Origin of the sequence: Paenibacillus ilasis (genome assembly GCF_043195395.1) — a bacterium.
Lineage (GTDB): Bacteria > Bacillota > Bacilli > Paenibacillales > Paenibacillaceae > Paenibacillus_AQ > Paenibacillus_AQ lautus.
The window spans coordinates 1736776-1756109 of sequence record NZ_JBHDJG010000001.1 but is presented as its reverse complement, the minus strand read 5'-3'; the positions used below and the strand labels follow the sequence as shown (position 1 = coordinate 1756109).

Below are 19334 nucleotides of genomic sequence, written 5' to 3'. Positions count from 1 at the left end.
CACGTTTGCTCCCTCCTAGTCGAAATTTTCCCAAAAAATGCCCTGCGGAACGTTTGCTGCTGTTTTTCTGCCGCTTGATAAGGTTTTGGAATGAGCTTGTGTCTCCCATAACTGCCGCCTGTTTAAAACCGGAACCGGTAAAGGCTGCCTTCTATCACGTTGAAGAGGCACCCCTGCGCCATCCTCCAGGATCACATGGGCGTTGGTTCCTCCGTCCGCAAAACAGTTAATTGCCGCCACTCTGGATGTATGCGCCCACTCGGTTTTTTCTCTACTAAAATAGAACGGAGATGATTCCATATCATAGTGAACCATCGCTTCTCCGCCTGATAAAAAAGGAACGAATTGCCCGTGATGCAGCATCAACACCACTTTAATAAAACTGGCAATGCCTTCTGCACAAAGTGGATGTCCGATATTAGGTTTCATCGATCCCAGCCCCAGCGGAACCGTGCTCGATTCCCGATAAATCGAATGAATCGCTTTAAGCTCCAGTAAATCGGTCACCGTGGTACCCGAGCCATTCGTTTCAATATAACTGATCTCCTCGGGATGCCTTCCACTCTTGCGCAAGGCAGTCTGTAATACATCCCTTTGCGCTTGAATATTCGGAGTTGACGGTCCTGCCGTTCGCCCGTCGTTATTAACGGCCAAGCCCTTAATGACTGCATAGATCCGATCGCCATCGGCAATAGCTTGCTCCACCGTTTTTAACAGAACCATACCTGCGCCTTCTCCCAGCACGATACCTTCAGCCCGTTTGTCAAACATATGGAAGTCCTGTACCGGACTTAAGATCCCGCGTTGTTCAAAAATTTTGTGTGCACGGTCAGTAGTTAGCAGACTCGCGCCTCCGACAATCGCCGAATCGATATCGCCTGCTCGCAGAGCTTGTACCGCCATGTTCATCGCTACCAGCGCCGAAGAGCATGCTGTATCCACTACAACGCTTGGACCACGAAGGTCAAGGAAATGTGAAATATTGGCAGCCAGATAGTTCTGCCCAATCGCCACAATCGGATTACGCGCTTGGTATAAGTCGGATTCCTCCGGTTGATGCTGCGTTCGAGCTCCAATATAGACTCCCATCGGCTTGCCCTTTAATTCTTGCCACGAATATCCAGCATGACATATCAGCTTCAGACTTTCTTCCAGCACCAACAGTGCCTGCGGATCCATGACTCTGGCATCTTCTTGCGGGATCAGGAAAAAGGACGGATCAAAGCTTGAGATTTCCTCAAGCATTCCAGCGTAATAAGAGGTGGAGTGCCCCCACCGTTCATACGGAACCTGCCGAATGGCCGATATCCCTTCGGACAAAATCCTCCAATAGTCCTCAAGTGAACCGGCACCAGGGAATCGGCATGACAATCCTACCACCGCTATACCCGTGGCAGGCTCGCCTGGAAGTCCTTTCCTTGATGCTCCGCTTTCTAACAAAGCCATCGGCGCCTGAGGTGATGATGCCTTTACGTCAGACATGGATTCACCAATATCCGCAGTCCCCAGCATCTGCGATACCGCAGCAGAATGAGCATTGACCATCCAGCCTGCCAATGATTCTATGGTCGGATATTCAAATAGCAGGGTAGGCTCCAAATCCAACCCGGCCAGCTGATTGATTCGTCGAAGCAATTGAGCGATCATGATTGAATCTACACCATAATCTTGGAAAGCTATATCGGGCTCCAGTTTCGTAACAGGAATTTTCAGTTCTTCGGCCAGCAGCTCCGTAAGCCATGCTCGCGTTTGATTCAACAGGCCTTGGGGACTCTTGTTCGAATTGGACTCCGGCTTTTGCCCGCCTTGTCTCAGCCTGCCTTGCAGGCTTCCGTGGATGGCAATCTGCATAAGCTTGCCGGGATTCCACAATTCGGCATTGACCAAAGCCGGCATAACCACCGATGGTATTCGGTTTGAAAGAATCTGATCCAACAGCTGTAAGCCCTCTTCATTGGTTATGCTCAGCAAACCCGTCTGCTCATAGGCCCTGCTTCTCACTTCGCCCATTCCCGCCTCTTTCCAGCTCGGCCACTGAATGCTGGCAATGGGTACCGTATGTTTCGCTTTCTCCGCAAAATAATCCATATACGCATTCGCCATTCCATAATCACTCTGTCCGGAAGCTAAAGCAGGAATCGTGGACGAAACCGAAGAGAAGAGCAGAAAGAACGATAAAGATTCATTTCGGAAGCACTCGTAGAGTACTCGAAGGCCTGACACTTTCGGTTCGAAGACCTGCTCGATTCCTTCAACGGATTTTCTAATAAACGCTGGATTATGGGTGTCAATCCGCCCCGCACAATGAATAACGCCTCCGATGGGCCCCATTGTCCTTTTGACCGACTCCATGCTCTGCCGAACAGCTTGCTCATCCGATAATGATACCGACAAGATTTTCACTTCTGCCTGAAGTTCTTCCAACACCTGAATCGCCTGAATTTTTTGTGCTACCGGCGTTTTTTGCCCCTTATAGAGACTCCATTCTTCACGTGAAGGCAAAACCTCCCGACCTGTCAGAACCAGCTTCTTAACGCCATATTTCTGTACAAAATGTCTGGCGCATAGGTAACCGATCCCCCTTGTACCTCCTGTAATCCAAAGCACATGATCCTCGGGGAAAGCGAACGCTTCTTTATCGGAAATCGCCCCCTTCAACTCTTCCAGCGAAGCCCGATATCGCTTACCGCTCCGGTAACAGATTTCCGTGTCCCGGCTTTCGGTAGCATATTCGTTAACGATCTGTTCAGCAATGATCTGAACATCCGTCTCAGCATCCACATCCACATGCCGTGAGCTCAGGCGACTGTATTCACTCTGCAGCATTCTGTACAGTCCAGCGCGTTCGGCACCGGACAAGTTGACTTCAGCATTCTGGAAAGACTCCAGACATTTCGTTACCCCAAGCAGTGTTAGGCCGTCTGTGTCAGCATGCTCGATCCATTTCTGGAGCCAGGGAACCCATCCGGTCAGCCCCGTTGTATTCAACCCGCAGCCTACAACGTCGATACAGCCGCCATATTGGTTCCAATCCTGTTCAGTCTGATGAAACTCGCGTGCCATATCCTGAATATCAATGATCCGGCTGCTTTTAAAATGCCTGGATATGTGAATAGCTAACTCCATCGTTTCCTGCGTAGTCAATATCGCAATGGATTGCGTAACGGATTTGCTTCGGTCGGCAGAACCATCTATGGCAGTCAGTTCCCACTTTTTATTCAAATAGCTCACTTTACGCTCAACTGGACTTTTTTCCCGGTTAGAGACTACAAGTTCTCGCTTGGGCTCCGGATTGCTCCACGCCTGAGCGTTACTCGGTTCGGGAACCCAGTAGCGATCTTCGAAAAACGGATAGGTGGGCAAGCTGATTCGGCGTGGCTTCGTATTCTCATAAAGCCGGCTCCATTCCACATCCAATCCTTTAACCCAGAGACTTGCGAGCTTGTCATATTTTCTACGCTGAATCCATTTAGCAATGGCTTCCTGCAGTTCTTCGTCTCTTGTAAATACAGATAGCGCTTCTTTGTTCCGTCTTACCTGACCATAATAGATACCGTCCACATGATCGCGGCCTTCGATATATTCTCTTAGTTTATCGATCAGCTCTTTCATTGTAGATACAATCACAGCCAATCGTTCCTCCATGGCTTCCCGTCCTACTTGTAGAGTGTAAGCCATGTCAATAAGGCTGGAATCTTCTTGCGGTTGGTCGCTGATATCCGCGAGAAGACGCTGCGCCTGTATCCTCAGCTGTTCTTCGCTTTTGCCTGATAGCACAATGATGACCGGATTTAGACCTTCCATGATGATTGGTGAAGACTCCTCGACTCCGGGGATATACTCCTCAATGACGAGGTGGGCATTGGACCCTCCCGCACCAAAGGACGATATTCCTGCAATTCTTGGGTACTCCTTCATTACTCCATTCAACTCGAGGACAGGTCTTTTCCACTCCGCAAGCTCTTGCTGCACAACAAATGGAGTCTGGCTAAAGTCGATGTTGGGGTTCAAAACCCGCGAATGCAATGAAGGCACCAGCTGCTTGTATTTAAGCTGAAGCAGAACTTTGGTCAAGCCTGCGATTCCAGCCGCACTCTCACAATGTCCAATATTCGATTTTGCAGAACCGAGCGCACAAAACTGCTTATCCCCTGTGTATTCCTGAAAGATGTTGTGTAATCCCGTTATTTCAATTGGATCCCCCAGCGAGGTTCCCGTTCCGTGCGCCTCCATATAGCTGATCGTGCGCGGATCAATCCCCGCCTTCTTGAATGCTCGTCCAATTACGCTGGACTGGGCTTTGGGATTCGGTACCGTGTATCCGTTGGTTTTCCCCCCGTGATTGATTGCAGTCGCCTTAATAATTCCATAAATCTGGTCTCGATCCTCCATGGCATGGGACAGCGGTTTAAGAAGAACGGCTCCTACTCCCTCACCAGGCACGTATCCCTCTCCTCCCTCGCCAAAACTCTCACATCTTCCTCTGCTGGAGATAAACTTCCCCTGTGACAGATACAGATATTTATTGGGATGAATCGAAACATTAACCCCGCCCGCAATCGATACCTTGCATTCTCCCGTCAGCAAGCTTTGACAAGCCAGATGAATGGCCGTCAAGGATGAAGAACACATCGTATCTATGGTCATACTTGGGCCATGGAAGTTGAAGAAATAAGACACCCGATTGGCGATGGATGCTGGCAGTCCGGGTAGTGCCAGAGGATTCCCCCTTGCTTGCTCCTGAGCACCGTAGAGCTGATATTCCTGATACATGGCACCGACATAGACGCCCACACTACCTTCCAAGCCAAAATCGCTGTATAAGCCCAGGGTTTCCCGGGTATATCCCGCATCCTCAAGGGTTTCATTGACACATTGCAGAAACAGGCGTTCTTGCGGATCCATCATCTCCGCTTCCCGAGGGGATATATTAAAAAACAAGGGATCAAATCGATCGACCCCTTTGAGAAAGCCCCCCCATTTACTGTTGGCTGTTCCTGGTTTGTTGCGATCCTCGTCATAATATAGATTGTAATCCCAGCGGTCGTTCGGTATTTCCGTAATGCAATCCTTGCCATTCTTCAGTACCTCCCAAAACTGCCGTATATTCTCGGCGCCGGGATAACGCCCGGACATTCCGATAATGGCAATATCCATCGCGGTAGACGCATGTTCATCCTGTTGCTTAATGGTTGGCTGTCCAAAACGCGAACGTCTAAGGCTGGCAGGATGCGATACATCCGGTCCTTTCGTTGAAACGGAAGGCGCTGCAAGCTGAACTGAGGGTTCTGCAGACCCCCTCTCTCCCAGCACGCTCACCAACTTATCACGGTATGATTTGATGAAATACCCGGTCAATTCCCTGATATTCTGATATTCGAAAAACAACGTTTTGGACAGCGAGCCAAACGTTTTCTCCAATTCATTCGTCAATTGGGTGGTCATGATGGAATCAATGCCGTAATGCTCCATCGGGGCATCCGTTTCAATTCGCTGTACGGGCAGCCTCAAGACGGTCGAAATCTGTTTTTTCACGAAGCTAATTGCCTTTTCCGTAAAATCGTCCTCACTCATACCCGGGAAGAGCTCATGATCTTCATGTCCTTTCCCTTGAATCGCTTCGATTGGCGTATCTTCCACATTCTGTTTTTCTGTGAGTTTTGTATAAAAATGCTCTAAATCCCCTTCCATGACGAGAACCTGGTCATTACGGGAAGCCCACGCTTGATAGAAAGCAAGGACAGCCGAGCCTGTATCGATAGCCGCCATACCTAACTGCTGCATCATCATCTGTTCGGTCTTTTCATCGACATGCATCCCGCCGTCTTTCCATAAAGGCCAATTCATGGACAGGGTGTGCCCGCTACGCTCCTTCGAACGAACAAGCTCGTTTCGGTACGTGGCATAAGCATCCATAAAGGCATTAGCCGAGCAATAGTCCGCCTGACCCGGGTTGCCCACGATTCCGAATACCGATGAAAAAACGACAAATAGATCAAGCTTCAATTCCTTGCTCGCCTGATCCAAGTTTACGATCCCTTCCACTTTCGGTGCCAATACAGCCTGCAGGTTTTCTACAGTTTTATTAAGAATAAGACTGTCTTTAATCACTCCAGCGCTATGAATGATTCCACTGAGACCACCAAACTCAGCTGTGACACGCTGGATTAGGTCATCTACTTCCTTGCCCTTGGTCACATCAGCCTGCCAGTATTCCGCTTGGGCCCCATGTACTCTTATTTCCTCCAGTTGAGACTCCATTTCGTTGCTGAGATCAGAACGGCCGGTTAGAATCAACGTCGCACCCTTTGTGCGTTTGGCAATCTCATTAGCAAAGATGAAACCGAGTCCGCCCATTCCACCCGTGATCAAGTACGTCCCTGTGTCTTTCCACGGATTGCTATCTTCTGACTGCATAGCTTCAACCTGATCCCAGCTTTTGACCAATCGCTTCCCTGACTCGTACCGGATATGGAAATCCCGGGTGTCCTGAAGATTGCTTTTCAGCTTGGAGACGAGTTCCTCCGGCGTTTCTCCCGAATCGACCTCAATCATCTGGGCCGCGAGTTTTGGATTCTCGAGTCTGGCTGTCTTAAGAAGTCCAGCCAAACCGGAGATTAGCTGTTGGTCTCCATGCCTGGAGAATACGATTTGTATAAACGCTTTCGTCCTCGTTCCGGCTTTAAGAATGCTTTGAAGTTCCTTTAACAGCTTTACCGAGTAATCTTGAAACCGCTCCTTTATCCCGTTACGGTTGGATTGCAAGGATAGAATGCGAGCTTCGTTTACATCGGTTTCTATGCGCTCCTTCACCACATCGTCCATTTCGCAAAGCACGATACAATAGTCTTCGTAGCTCGCGAAAGTCGTATCCCTCGAAATAACCTGTTCCTTCCAAATAGGGTGCAGCATGAGCGTGTCCGAATCCGTCCGTGATTGGAGCAAGGTTTCCTCTTCACTTCGTTTTCTCCAGGATAATTCTCTCATCCTCACACACAACGTTCCTTGCTCATCATAAAGGTCAATATCAACTTTCTTTGACTGTCCTCCAGTGGTATTTTGATTGCTGTATTGAACATGTGCCCACATGACTGAAGAGCATCTCTGTAACACATCGAGTTGTTCAAGTGCAAACGGAAGAAAAAGCCGCGATGAAACTTTGCCGTCGGAAGTGTCTTGCTTCTCCGAACCAAGCATCAGAATCATTGCGGCTTGCAAAGCCGAATCCAGGAGGCTGGGATGCAGAATATATCGAGCTGCTGTACTCTCGATCAAGGAAGGCAACAGCAGCTTGACCAGTACGCGGCCGCCCCCGCTGTATACCTCTTCTATCCCTTGGTGGGCTGGACCATAATGAATTCCGGAGCGCTGAAAAGTCTCATAAAAATGCTTCACCGTATCGTTTGCCCTGGTTAATTGTCCTTTCAATCGATCGATATTCACGCTGGTCAATTCGCCAAACAGATCTGTGTTCATCTGAGCATTGCCCTGGCTATGTACAATAGAATCCCCGCGTCCCTCTTCGGTTTGACTGTAAACTTTGTAGGTAACGTCACCGTTTTCGCCTGGAAAAAGCGCAATATGGACTTGAACCGGATGTTTACCAACGATTACCGGCTTGGCCCACACCACATGTTGAAGCCGAATCGGTGAATCAGCATCGGATGATAACCCAGATGCCTTTTCAACCGCTTCCCGTGCCATTTCAAGGTACGCTACGCCTGGCAGCACATGGCGACCCTTCACCATGTGGTCCTTCAAGAAAAACTCTTCACCCGTAAAGGTAGAACTGTAGCGTTGTTCTGAAAAATCGGATGTATTCTGATGCAGCAGCGGATGAACATAGGAGGTTTCAGCTCTCTCAGCTGTAACAGCATGATCCGAGAAGCTTTCCACTGGGATCCAATACCGCTCCCGTGCAAATGGATAGGTGGGCAAATGCACATGCTGTGTCTTTCCCTTGAGAAATATGGCCTTCCAATCCACTTCATGCCCTTTTACATATAATTCTGCTAATGCCTTCAATTTGCTGCCGTATTCCTGTACATCGCTCCTCTTGAGGGATTGTAGTTCTGTTACCAACACCTTACCCAGATGTTCAAGCAGCGGCTCTTGCTTCTTACCGATTAACGGAATTTGATCTTTACAATATCCATTCGGTCTACTATTCTCCAGCACCTGCTTTAATTTCTCCCGAAGTTCCTGCACATCCTTAACCACATAGGCAGATCTTATTCCGAAATGCTCCCGCTGGAGCAAGAGAGTTGCACTTACATCCGTCAGGCTGATCCCATGCCCATTCCTATCGATCCACCGTGCTAGATCCAGCTCCCTCTGCCGCAAAGATTCTTCTGTTTTCGCAGATAAACAGATGAGATATTGGGGGAGCTTCTTAGCGGATTTTTTCTTCATAGCGGGTGCTTCTTCGAGGACGATATGCGCATTCGTTCCTCCGAACCCGAAAGAACTAATGCCTGCACGTCTCGGAAAGCTTTGCCCATCTGCTCCCTCCAGAAGCTTCCACTCCTGCAGCTTGTCTACCATGTAGAATGGACTTTCTTCAATTGAGATACGATGATTCAATGTTTTGAAATTTTGCAGTCCAGGCAGCTGTTTATGCTTCATGGACATGAGGACCTTGATCAGTCCGGCAATCCCGGCGGCAGATTCCAAATGCCCGATATTTGTTTTCACCGAACCCAGGCCGCAATAATTCTTGGAAAGTATTTGGTCCTTTTTCGATCGTAATTGAAAAGCTTTTAGCAGTCCTTGAAACTCCATCGGATCTCCTTTTGGAGTTCCCGTTCCATGAGCTTCAATATAACTGATGCTTTCCACGGGGATGTCCGCTTTCTTATGGGCCTCAGCTATAACATCTGCCTGGGCTTCAGGGTTGGGATAAGTAAGGGTATGAGTTCTTCCATTATGGTTTACGGCAGTTCCCTTTAAGACGCCATAAATGGAGTCCCCATCTTCAAGGGCTTGTTCTAAAGGTTTAAGCAACACGACCCCTGCCCCTTCACTGCGCACATAGCCATCTGCATTGTCGTCGAAGGTTTTGCATGAGCCGGTCGGGGACAGCATCCCTGCTTTGGAAAAGGAGATATGACGTGAGGGGGTTAGAATAAGGCTGACCCCGCCCGCAAGAGCCATATTGCTCTCCCCGAGAAGTATGGACTGGGCCGCCGAATGAATCGCGTTAAAGGAACTTGAGCATGCTGTGTCTATCGGAAAACTCGGACCTTTCAAGTTAAAGAAATGGGAGATTCGGTTCGCTATGACGGCAGATGCCGTACCTATGGAATGATAGGTTTCAATAATCTGGTTCGTCTGCTCCTGCAGCCCTTTATAATCAAAATTAAAAACCCCCATGTAAACGCCGATTTTGTCCCCTGATATCTGGGAAGGAAGAATCCCGGCGTCTTCCAAACAGGACCATGATAATTCCAGCATGATCCGCTGCTGGGGATCCGTCGCTTCTACCTCCCTTGCCGAAAGGCCGAAAAAGCCCGGATCAAAGGCGTCTGCATCTTGAATAAAGCCGCCCCACTTGCTGTTGCTCTTGTTGTCAGCCTGCGGATCGCCCCAATACTCCTTCCAATCCCAGCGCTCCTTGGGGATCTCCTGAATGCTTGAACGACCTTCTTTCAGATTGTCCCAGAATTCTTCATAGTTCTGTGCTCCCGGGAACCGGCAAGCTATACCAATAATCGCGATTTCATTTTTCATTTATATGGTACACCTCACTTTTAATAAACCTCTTGAACGCTTCGATTGCCCTGAAGATCTGGCAGGCCAGGTTCCTCCGAAGGCATTCGAAAGCTGTTAAATCTCCGGTTCAACAGTGCAGCCGTTTCCGTCATCAGTTTCTCGGCAATCTCATCTACATGCCGATTCCGCCAATCCTCGAGCTCCGTTCCTTTCACCCATTGATTAAATGCGCCTAAGGCTGGCCCGCAATGAATTTGATAGTCGACTTTATTCTCCTGATCCCCTTGCAGAGCCAATCGCGTGCTGTAACTGAAATACCATCTGAATATCAAAGCCATTTTATATTTGGGATTCCGTTCTGCCTTCTCAACGACTTGAGGGTAGCGTGTCCGGACTGTTTCATATACGCTCTCAAAGCTGCGCTTGAAATATTTTTCTTGGATCTGCGCCTTTGTCTTCTCGTCAATATCATCAATGGAATTGAACTGACGGTATAAATCGTACAGTTTATTGGAGCGTGCCGGGAAGAACAGTCCTTTTTTCAGCACCTGTACCCGAGCCCCCATCTCAAACATATCCCCGGCAGGCGCGTATTCCGTATCCTGAACATTCATTTGCTGGAGTAAATCCTTTACTTCGTCGCTAGTTCCAGCCTCGACCGTGCATTGGTTAATCGAACCTGTCACAATGAAATCCGCACCTAATGTAAATGCCGCTGATATGGCATCTGGAGTGCCGATCCCACCTGCAGCTCCTATCCGTATGCTTGTAGGGTATGAATACCGTTGCATCATCTCATCCCGTAATTTAATCATGGCCGGCATTAATGCATAGGCCACGGCACCGTCTGTATGACCACCGGAATCTGCCTCGGCACAAATATCATCCGCAACAGGGACATCCCTGAGCATATGAGCTTCTTCCAGCGTAATTTTGTTTTCTTCCCGCAGCTTTGCAATGATTCGCTCGGGTGCTGGACTAAGAAACGCCTCGGCAACTTCCGGCCGCGATACCTTGGCAATCATTTTATTTATCGAAACAACTCTTCCATCGGCATCGCGGGTTAAACTTTTGGCGCGGTATTTGACCAATGCTGGAGTGATATTCATGAAAGCAGCCGCTTCCATAACCTTCACGCCGCTCTGAAGAAATATGTCCACCGTTTGTTCTTCGATTTCCGGCTCAGAAGGATTGTGCACCAAGTTCATGCCGTAAGTTTGACCTTCAGAAAGTTCTTGCTGTATGTATTGAATCGCCTCTGCAATTTGGGGTAATTTTAAACCTCCAGCTCCGAAAAAACCCATCATTCCTGCCTTGCCCATTCTTACAACCATTTCTTTAGAGGCAATTCCCCGGTACATAGCGCCAGTCAAATAGGCGTATTTAAGATTGTAATCCCTTCTGAATGCTGCGCTTCCCAGCGAACATGGTTTAATTTCGTATGAATACAGTTGTTCCACAGCTATCGGTTCAGATTTATTAGATATCTCTAAATGGCTTTTGTTCAGATCCTCATGCACGGCTTCAATAACTGCTTCAGTATCGAATGCAGGTTCATCCACAATTAGAGGTCCTGCTTCGTTCTTGATTCTCCCTATTAAATCGGTTAAAACCCTTCCCGGACCAATCTCCTCAAAATCAATAACACCAAGCCCCATCAAATATCGAATACTGTCCGTCCATCGAACGGAGCTTGTAATCTGTTGAACCAGATTCCTTTTGATAGAGGACCTCTGATATCGCCTGGCATACACATTGGAGATAACCGGGATACGCAATTCATGGAACGTGAAGTTCTGGAGAAAAGCTTCATATTCTCTGCCCGCATCCTCCATATGACGAGAATGAAAGGCACCGCTCGTTCGCAAGGGAATAAACATCATGACATCCTTAAGCGATTCAAAGACCTGCTTGGCGAGATCCATATCTTCCCTCGCTCCAGAGATTACGATCTGATGAGGGCTATTCAGATTGGCGATATCGATGGTTTCAAGCTTATGTTCCTGCAGCACCTCTGCAATTTGTTCCTCGGTCGGTCCGATGACGGCCGCCATGCCGCCCCCCGCAGCCTGGCTCATTAACTGCCCTCGCTTTTGAACAAGCCTTAAACCTGTAGCAAAATCAAAGGCTCCCGCGGCCAGCAGGGCGTTATATTCCCCAAGGCTATGTCCCGCAACAAAATCTACCGTTCTTGCCGAATGCTTAATCTTGTTGAAGTAGCTTATAGCATTTACGGTATATAATGCCGGTTGGGTATATTGAGTCTTATTCAGATTAAAATCAGGATCTTCCAAGCATAATTGTTTGATCGAATACCCTAGAATATCATCCGCTTGTGCAGTCAATTCTTTAAACTTGTCGAAAAGCTCCTCGCCCATTCCTTTTTTCTGGGCGCCTTGGCCGGGAAATACATAGGCTAGCATATGCTTGTACCATCCTCCCAAATAGATAAATATTGGTGCGTTTTACCCCCACTTAATCCCTGCTTGACGGTTTTAACTCATAATATAGAGATCTCTTATGGTCCTTATACCTGCCGTCAGTTGCTCAGTCGCAAGCTATCGAGCTTTTGCTTTTTGGAAATGAACATAAAAATGCCTACGAGGTCCTCCCCAACTCACTGGAGGCTTCGTAAGCATTCACACACAATGCGTGTATCATTATGGCCCTTAAATGTTCTTAACGCGCCGAAACGTCGATTAAGTCTGTTTAAGTTTTTGTTAAATTAAGTAATTCATTACCAATATATTATTATATAAATATTTTTTTGTAAACTATTAATCTTATAAGATTAGTCGATTATTTTTTCTTCGATTTCCCTGTTTCGACATTTATTTCATAAATTATTTGGTATTATCTTCTTCATCAAAAGGAAGTGGGGGAGCAATTTATGTCATGGTATGCGTTATTTGTTAAAACCGGATACGAGTCTTCAATTAAAAAATGGCTTGACGCCAGATTTGATGATAGCTTGCTAACCAGCGTGATTCCTAGAAGAAAAGTACCGGAGAAGAAAGACCGCCAGGAATACCATGCGATCAAAACACTTTTCCCCGGCTATGTGTTTGTGGAGACAAAAATGAATTTTTCCATATATTATACATTAAAAGAGAATCCCTTCATTTACAACTCACTAAACTATCTCAATAACAAGGATAAGGGATTACTCCCATCGAATACGCAGCAAGTCCACCTGTCATCTCAAAAACCGGACGAGTCTTATTTTTTCAAAGAGATCCCCAAAGATGAAATGCTGATCGTTCTCAAACTGATCAGTGAAAGTGAAGTTATCGAATATTCCCAAGTCACGTTCCAGGAGTCCAATGTCATCGTTAAATCGGGTCCGTTGAAGGGAATGGAAAGCCTTATAAAAAAAGTTGATAAGCATAAAAAGCGCGCGAAAGTGCTCATGAACATCATGGGAAGAGAGCAACTGGTCGATTTTGGAATCGAGATCATTAGATGATGGATGCATGGACCTTCTTCCCCACACAGAAAAGGGGCTGCAAGCAGCCCCTCCACATTCCTATCAGCATTATGATTTTCATCTGAATCCTATCTTTGTACCGCTGGCACCCTGCCCCGCTTCTGCGCCGCCATCTGCGGATACGCAATGCCCAGCAGGATGACAATAACCCCGATCCATTGCAGCGCAGTCACCTGCTCGCTCAGCACCAGCACCGAAGCGATAACGGCGACGGGCAGCTCTCCGGCACCAAGGATGGTTGCCAGTCCCGTACTGATTTTGGGTGCACCCAGTGCGAATAGGAGCACGGGCAAAACAACACCGAATACGCCCAAGATGAGGCCGAACAGCCATAACCCGTTGTCAAACAGGGAAATCTCCGTGTACACTTTCGGCGTAAACAGGATCGTCAGCAGAATCAGGCCACCCGTTGAGGTATAGAAGCTCCGGGTAATCGGTGACATCTGCGTCTCAACCCGGCCGCTGAAGAAAACAAACAAAGCCATCATCAAGGCAGCAGTCAGCCCCAATAAAGTCCCTTTCAAATCCAACTGAATCTCGCCTGCGCCCATAATCCCCCCAGCCATAATCGTCCCAACGAACAGGATGATAACGGAGATGACAGTGGATTTATCCGGCCATTGCCGTTTCACAATGGCTTCGATCATGACGCCGATCCAGGTGAATTGAAATAGAAGAACAACGGCAATCGATGCCGGAATGCTCTGAAGGGCAAGGTAATACGTGACGCCTGTAAGACATGTAAATAACCCAACCCCAGCTAGCTTTAGGAATTGCTTCCCCGTAACCTTTTGACGTCCAAAAAACAGCATCAGCACAAACAGAATAAGCCAGCCTGTCCCGAATTGACTGATCATAACCTCCCGAAACAGGAATCCTTCCTGGTAAGCGAGCTTAACGACCGTTGACAGAATACCGAAACAGCAGGCCCCCAAAAATACGAAGAATGAATTTTTCAACAAATGCAACAACTGAGACTCCCCCTTTTACGCAACAAAAAACCCCACTTTCACTGTTTTGGAATCCAGAAAACAGTAAAAAGTGGGGTTGACTCTGTTAGATATTGAATTATGGTCTTATCTTAAGACAAAATTTCAACATTGTAAATACCAAATGGGGTACGTTTGTATTTATGAAGACAGCTTTGCAAAGATCTCTCTCAATTTAGCAACAGCCTCGATTTCCAGAGCTTTAATATCCTCTACCAGCGATATCGCCGTTGTTGCTTGAACCTCCGAATTAGGCTCCCCGCCTACCGGAAATGGAAACATCTGATGCAGGACACTGTACTTCTCGCACATTCCCGAATATAACGCACTGGCTTCCTTGAACTGCTGCGTGAGCTCCGGTCCTTCCTTATTCGCATCGGGCCAAGCTGCAATCAGTTCCTTAAAGAACTCAGCAGCGTAATACCGGGCGTCTCTTAATACCTCGATGTTGTAAGCATGACCGTTCGGTTCTATCTTCCGCCCCTGCAGCGATTCAATCCAGGCATCGTATGCCGCAAGCCCCTTCACGGCCGTCGGCACCACGCTTTCTTTCCCCTCATATTGTTCGATGGCGGTTTCAAGCGCAAGTCGAAGCTGCTGCTGAAGCGTTAAATCGACCGAGCCCTCAATGGCCAGGACGAACAGATCTTCCAATACACTCCTTCCGAGATTCTCATAAGGCAGCGTATCCACTCTTCCGCATTCCTCGGCATAGAGGGTTCTGGTCTCATCGTCATATCCATACAGCGTACCGAATTCAGGAATGAAAATGTCCCATGCCAGCACAGGGTATCCGCGATCCAGCGAGCTATGAATCAAATCAAGCGCCCTTGGCAGCTCCTGATGAATGCTGCGCTTGCTCATGGCGCCCTTCTCCAAGACGGATGGATCCAGGAGATTGGTATTTGCACCGATGCCCTCGGACATGCCGTCGACGTATTTGGAATGGAAGCCGATATTATGAAGTCCCCGAGATAATACTTCGCCAAAAAAATACGCCGTTGGACCTGCAATGTGAACTTGATCCGGAATGATGTTGATCCGGAATGCATGACCTGTAAGCCCCATAACCATCGGCAGGGATAGCTTCCGATCCGTAAATTGAAGCATTTTATACGTGGCATCCGCAGCGGTTGTCCAAGTTTTGATTTCTTTCAACGATCCTTCATACGACAGAATCTTCTTTTTCATAATTCCCAAGTCCCTTCTCGTCTTAATATAAGAGTCAACGGTGACGCGGATTTTTTCTTGGATCACTTTCTTCCGTGATCTCGAAATAATCTGATACACATTGGCCGAAGAGAGCTGAAACAAGTTGGCAATTTCTTGCGGGGACAGCTGATCGAAAAAATGGGATTCGAAAATAAGCCGTTCGCGTGGCTTCAGGCATTGAATGATGTCCGTTAAAACACGCAGCGTCTCCTGCTGGACGATTCGATCCTCCGGCACGTTGAATCCAGCGGCAGCTTCGGTTGCAGAATGATGGAGCCTGCCCAGAATGCTGTCCAGATTGTTCCACTGATCTGAACTCCCGGCACTATCAAACCTTCTCCTGCCTTCAAGCTCGGTGAAGGTCTGCTCTTTCATCACGTGGCTTCCTTTAAGCCGGGTATAGGCCTGATTCCGGACGATCCGCTGCACCCACGGCAAGAACCGCCGGGCATCGACCAATTTTCCCAGGTGCATGAACGCACGGATTAGCGCATCCTGTACAACGTCCTCTGCCAGGTAGGACTCCCGGGTTATAGCTCTGGCATAGCCATATACCTTGGAGCGATGACGTCGAACAAGCTCCCCGAATGCTTCCCGCTCCCCTGCCTGCGCATATTCCACCAACTCCTGATCTTCCATCTCATCCCACTGGACCGTGCGGTCTGCTGTCGTTTCCAATTGCTCAAACCCTCTTTCTTATCGTTGACTACTTATATGACCAGAGAAGTTTGTCATTTCTGACAAAGTAATTGAAAAATATGATCTGACTTTTATAATACATAAAAAACGTTCCAAGATGACCCCCAAAACTCGGTCACTCGAAACGTTCATTAAAAACATACTCGCTTAGATGACATCCGCCGCTGCCTGGTGAACCTCCCCGCGAAAATGTCCGGGTTCAGGACGTGTTAGGCCCAGGTGCTCCCGCAGTGTCGTTCCGCTGTATTCGGTACGGAATAAGCCTCGTTCTTGCAGCACCGGTATAACCGTATTCACGAAATCATCCAGATCTCCCGGCAGAACCGGAGGCATGATATTAAATCCGTCGCAGGCATAACCTTCAAACCAATCCTGCATCATGTCGGCTAATTGTTCGGGCGTTCCAACAAATTGCATATGGCCCCTCGAAGTCAGTATCTTTCTGCCTAACTCCAGGATCGACATATTTCCTTGGTAAGCCATATCCATATATAACTGGACCCGACTCTTCATACCGTTGGAAGCTGCCACGGGGTCCGGAATGTTTCTTGGCAGCGGCTGGTCCAGCGGGTAGCTGCTAAGATCGTAATTCAGGAACCCGGATAGAACGGTGATCGCCGACGCTGGTGGAATCAGTTCCAGCAGCTCCCGCGCCTTGCGCCGTGCCTCCTCCACTGTGGACCCGATGACAGGGGACAGGCCTGGCATGATTTTCAGGCTCCCGCTTCCTCTTCCATAATGAGACAGCTTCGAGTGGACGCTTGCATAAAATTCCTGTGCGGCCTTCTTGGACTGCTGGGCCGTGAAGATAACCTCGCCATATTGCGCGGCGAAATCCTGTCCCGGAGCGGAAGAACCGGCCTGTATCAACACGGGGTAGCCTTGCGGCGGCCTAGGTACGTTCAGCGGGCCTTTCGTGGAATACCATTGCCCGCTAAAATCCACAGGCCGTACCTTCGCTCCATCCGCAAATCTCCCAGACTCCCGGTCAAGCACCAACGCATCGTCATCCCAGCTGTCCCATAAACGGGTAACCACTTCGACAAACTCACGTGCCATTTCATAGCGCAAGCCATGCTCCGGATGCTTTGTCTTCCCGTAGTTGTGCGCTTCGATATCCAGCTGGGACGTTACGATATTCCAGCCCGCTCTTCCTCCGCTGATCCAATCGAGAGAAGCGAACTTCCTTGCCACGTTGTAGGGCTCATTGTATGTTGTGGAGACCGTGGCGGTCAGTCCCAGCTTATCCGTAACGGTTGAGAGAGCGGATAAAAGCGTCAGCGGGTCCAGCATGCCGGAGGCGGAATTTTCGACCTGGGTCACATACAGCAAATCGGCCAAAAACATCATGTCGAACTTCCCCCGCTCCGCTGTGGCGGCAAGCTGCTTATACAGCTCAATTCCAAACATGCCCTCCACATCGGATGCAGGATGACGCCACCCGCCATGATGATGTCCGGCATAATAAATAAACGCACCCAGGTGCATCTCTTGATCTCTGCGTTCGGTTGTTCCCATCCGTAGAACACTCCTTTTAATAAATTGTCGACCAACCCTCCTAGAAGCCCTTATAGGTCTCTCTCCAGCTCAGCAGCCTGGATTCCAGCAGACGCACCACGGAATCGGACACTTTGCCCACGATCGCGAAAATAATGATGCCTACAAATACGATATCCGTCTGTGAGTAGGCTCTGGCGTCCTGAATCATATAACCGATGCCCGCGCTGGTCCCCATCATCTCTGCAACGACCAGAACAAGCCAGGAGACGCCAAGCGACAGGCGGATGCCAAGCAAAATGTTCGGCAATGCAGCCGGTACGATCAATCGGATCAGCAGCTGCGGCTTGGAATATTGAAAGATCCTTGACACTTCATACAGCTTAGCATCCACATTTCGAATGCCGAGGAAGGTGTTTACATACATCGGGAAGAAAGCCCCCAGGGAAATCATCAGAATCTTTGAGAATTCCCCGATGCCGAACCAGAGAATAAACAGCGGAATCAGCGATAAGAGCGGCACGGTGCGCAGCATTTGCAATGAGGGATCCAGCATTCGCTCCGCCATTTTGCCTAGACCCGTGGACACCCCCAGTGCAAGACCGGTCAAACCGCCCAGCAAAAAGCCCGAGAGCGCTCGAAGAATACTGATTCGAAAATGCTCCCACAGCTCTCCGCTAGCACCCAAACCCGCGAATTGCTTGGCAATCGTAAGCGGCGTAGGCAGCAGGGTTGCCGAAATCCATCCTAAACCGCCCGCTGCCTGCCATAAAGCCACGATCACTACAGGCGCAAGCCAGGCATGAAGCGGCTTTGGTATAGCCTTCAACCAATCCTTCTCCGTTGGTTCACGGGTGGCTATTTGACTTTTCATGACTTGTCATCCCCCTTGTAGCTGTCCTGCCAACGCAGCATCCTGCCTTCGAGCCATTTAACGAGTGTATCCGAGAGCTTTCCGACGAGTGCAAACACCATAATTCCGACGAAGACAACGGTGGTCCACGAGAAGGACCGCGCGTCATTGATGATATATCCGATGCCGGAGCTTGCGCCCATCAGCTCCGCCACAACAAGACCAAGCCATGCCACGCCGATGGAGAGGCGGATGCCGAGGAAGATATGAGGCAGTGCAGCGGGAACGATCAGCCTGCGGATCTGGTCCCAGCGTCTGAACTGCAGAACGCGTGCTACATCAAACAGCCTGTTGTCCACGGATCGGATGCCGAGGAACGTGTTCACGTAAAGCGGAAAGAACGAGCCTTTGGCAATAAGAAGTATTTTCGAGGTCTCCCCAAAACCGAACCACAGGATGAACAGCGGGGCGATCGCCAGATGGGGAAGCGTCCGCAGCATTTGCAAGGAAGGATCGACAAGCCGCTCGGCTTTGTACGAAAATCCTACCCATATGCCCGCAGCCAAACCCAAACTGCCGCCAAGCAGGAATCCGAGCAGCGCTCGCCAGGACGATATGCCAAGATGCCTGATCAGTTCGCCCGTGCTGGTTAATTGGACGAACTCATGCCAGATACTGAGCGGAGTCGGAAGCAGAATCGGATTGAGCCAGTCTAGAGCTCCCGCGATCTGCCATACGATGATTATAAAGAGCGGAACAAGCCAGCCGATCAATGCGTTTGTAAGCTTTAGCAGGAACCTGCGGTCTAGCCGTTTTTGGCGGCGAACAGGCTCGGCGGGCATGACCACGGCTCCTTTGCTGATCCCTTCTGGGAGCATATACGAAT

8 protein-coding genes are annotated in these 19334 nt (G+C 48.9%); 1 reads left to right on the top strand and 7 read right to left on the bottom strand.

The annotated features are described in order from the left end of the window. Positions 1-15: 15 nt before the first annotated feature. Both ACETK5_RS08435 and fabD read right to left on the bottom strand, forming a co-directional pair. Positions 16-9729 (bottom strand): SDR family NAD(P)-dependent oxidoreductase, encoded by a 9714-nt coding sequence (locus ACETK5_RS08435; protein WP_394055073.1) that lies wholly within the window; start codon positions 9727-9729, stop codon positions 16-18. 20 nt (positions 9730-9749) lie between these two features. After that, positions 9750-12134, bottom strand: coding sequence for an ACP S-malonyltransferase (gene fabD / locus ACETK5_RS08430; protein ID WP_100537793.1), 2385 nt, complete (start codon positions 12132-12134; stop codon positions 9750-9752). Positions 12135-12601: 467 nt separating this feature from the next. On the opposite strand from fabD, the gene loaP reads away from it, so the two are divergent. Continuing rightward, the gene (gene loaP, locus ACETK5_RS08425) at positions 12602-13177 is read left to right on the top strand and encodes an antiterminator LoaP (protein ID WP_100537794.1); all 576 of its coding nucleotides are present in this window, start codon (positions 12602-12604) and stop codon (positions 13175-13177) included. An 89-nt stretch (positions 13178-13266) separates the two neighbouring features. Here the strand turns inward: loaP and ACETK5_RS08420 are convergent, their stop codons facing one another. The 5 genes from ACETK5_RS08420 to ACETK5_RS08400 all read right to left on the bottom strand — a co-directional run bounded on the left by ACETK5_RS08420 (position 13267) and on the right by ACETK5_RS08400 (position 19326). Then, the gene (locus ACETK5_RS08420) at positions 13267-14169 is read right to left on the bottom strand and encodes an EamA family transporter (RefSeq protein WP_394055071.1); all 903 of its coding nucleotides are present in this window, start codon (positions 14167-14169) and stop codon (positions 13267-13269) included. A 159-nt stretch (positions 14170-14328) separates the two neighbouring features. Further along, complete coding sequence (locus tag ACETK5_RS08415) at positions 14329-16077, bottom strand: RNA polymerase sigma factor (RefSeq protein ID WP_394055069.1); 1749 nt, start codon at positions 16075-16077, stop codon at positions 14329-14331. A gap of 168 nt (positions 16078-16245) precedes the next feature. Continuing rightward, positions 16246-17616, bottom strand: a complete 1371-nt coding sequence (locus ACETK5_RS08410; RefSeq protein ID WP_394055067.1) for an LLM class flavin-dependent oxidoreductase — start codon at positions 17614-17616, stop codon at positions 16246-16248. Between the two features lie 40 nt (positions 17617-17656). Next, positions 17657-18469 carry an ABC transporter permease gene (locus ACETK5_RS08405; protein WP_394055066.1) on the bottom strand — a complete coding sequence of 271 codons (813 nt, stop codon included), beginning with the start codon at positions 18467-18469 and terminating at the stop codon, positions 17657-17659. Next, positions 18466-19326: an ABC transporter permease gene (locus ACETK5_RS08400; RefSeq protein WP_394055064.1), complete on the bottom strand. Its 861-nt coding sequence runs from the start codon at positions 19324-19326 to the stop codon at positions 18466-18468. The genes ACETK5_RS08405 and ACETK5_RS08400 overlap by 4 nt, the downstream gene beginning before the upstream one ends. Positions 19327-19334 lie beyond the last annotated feature (8 nt).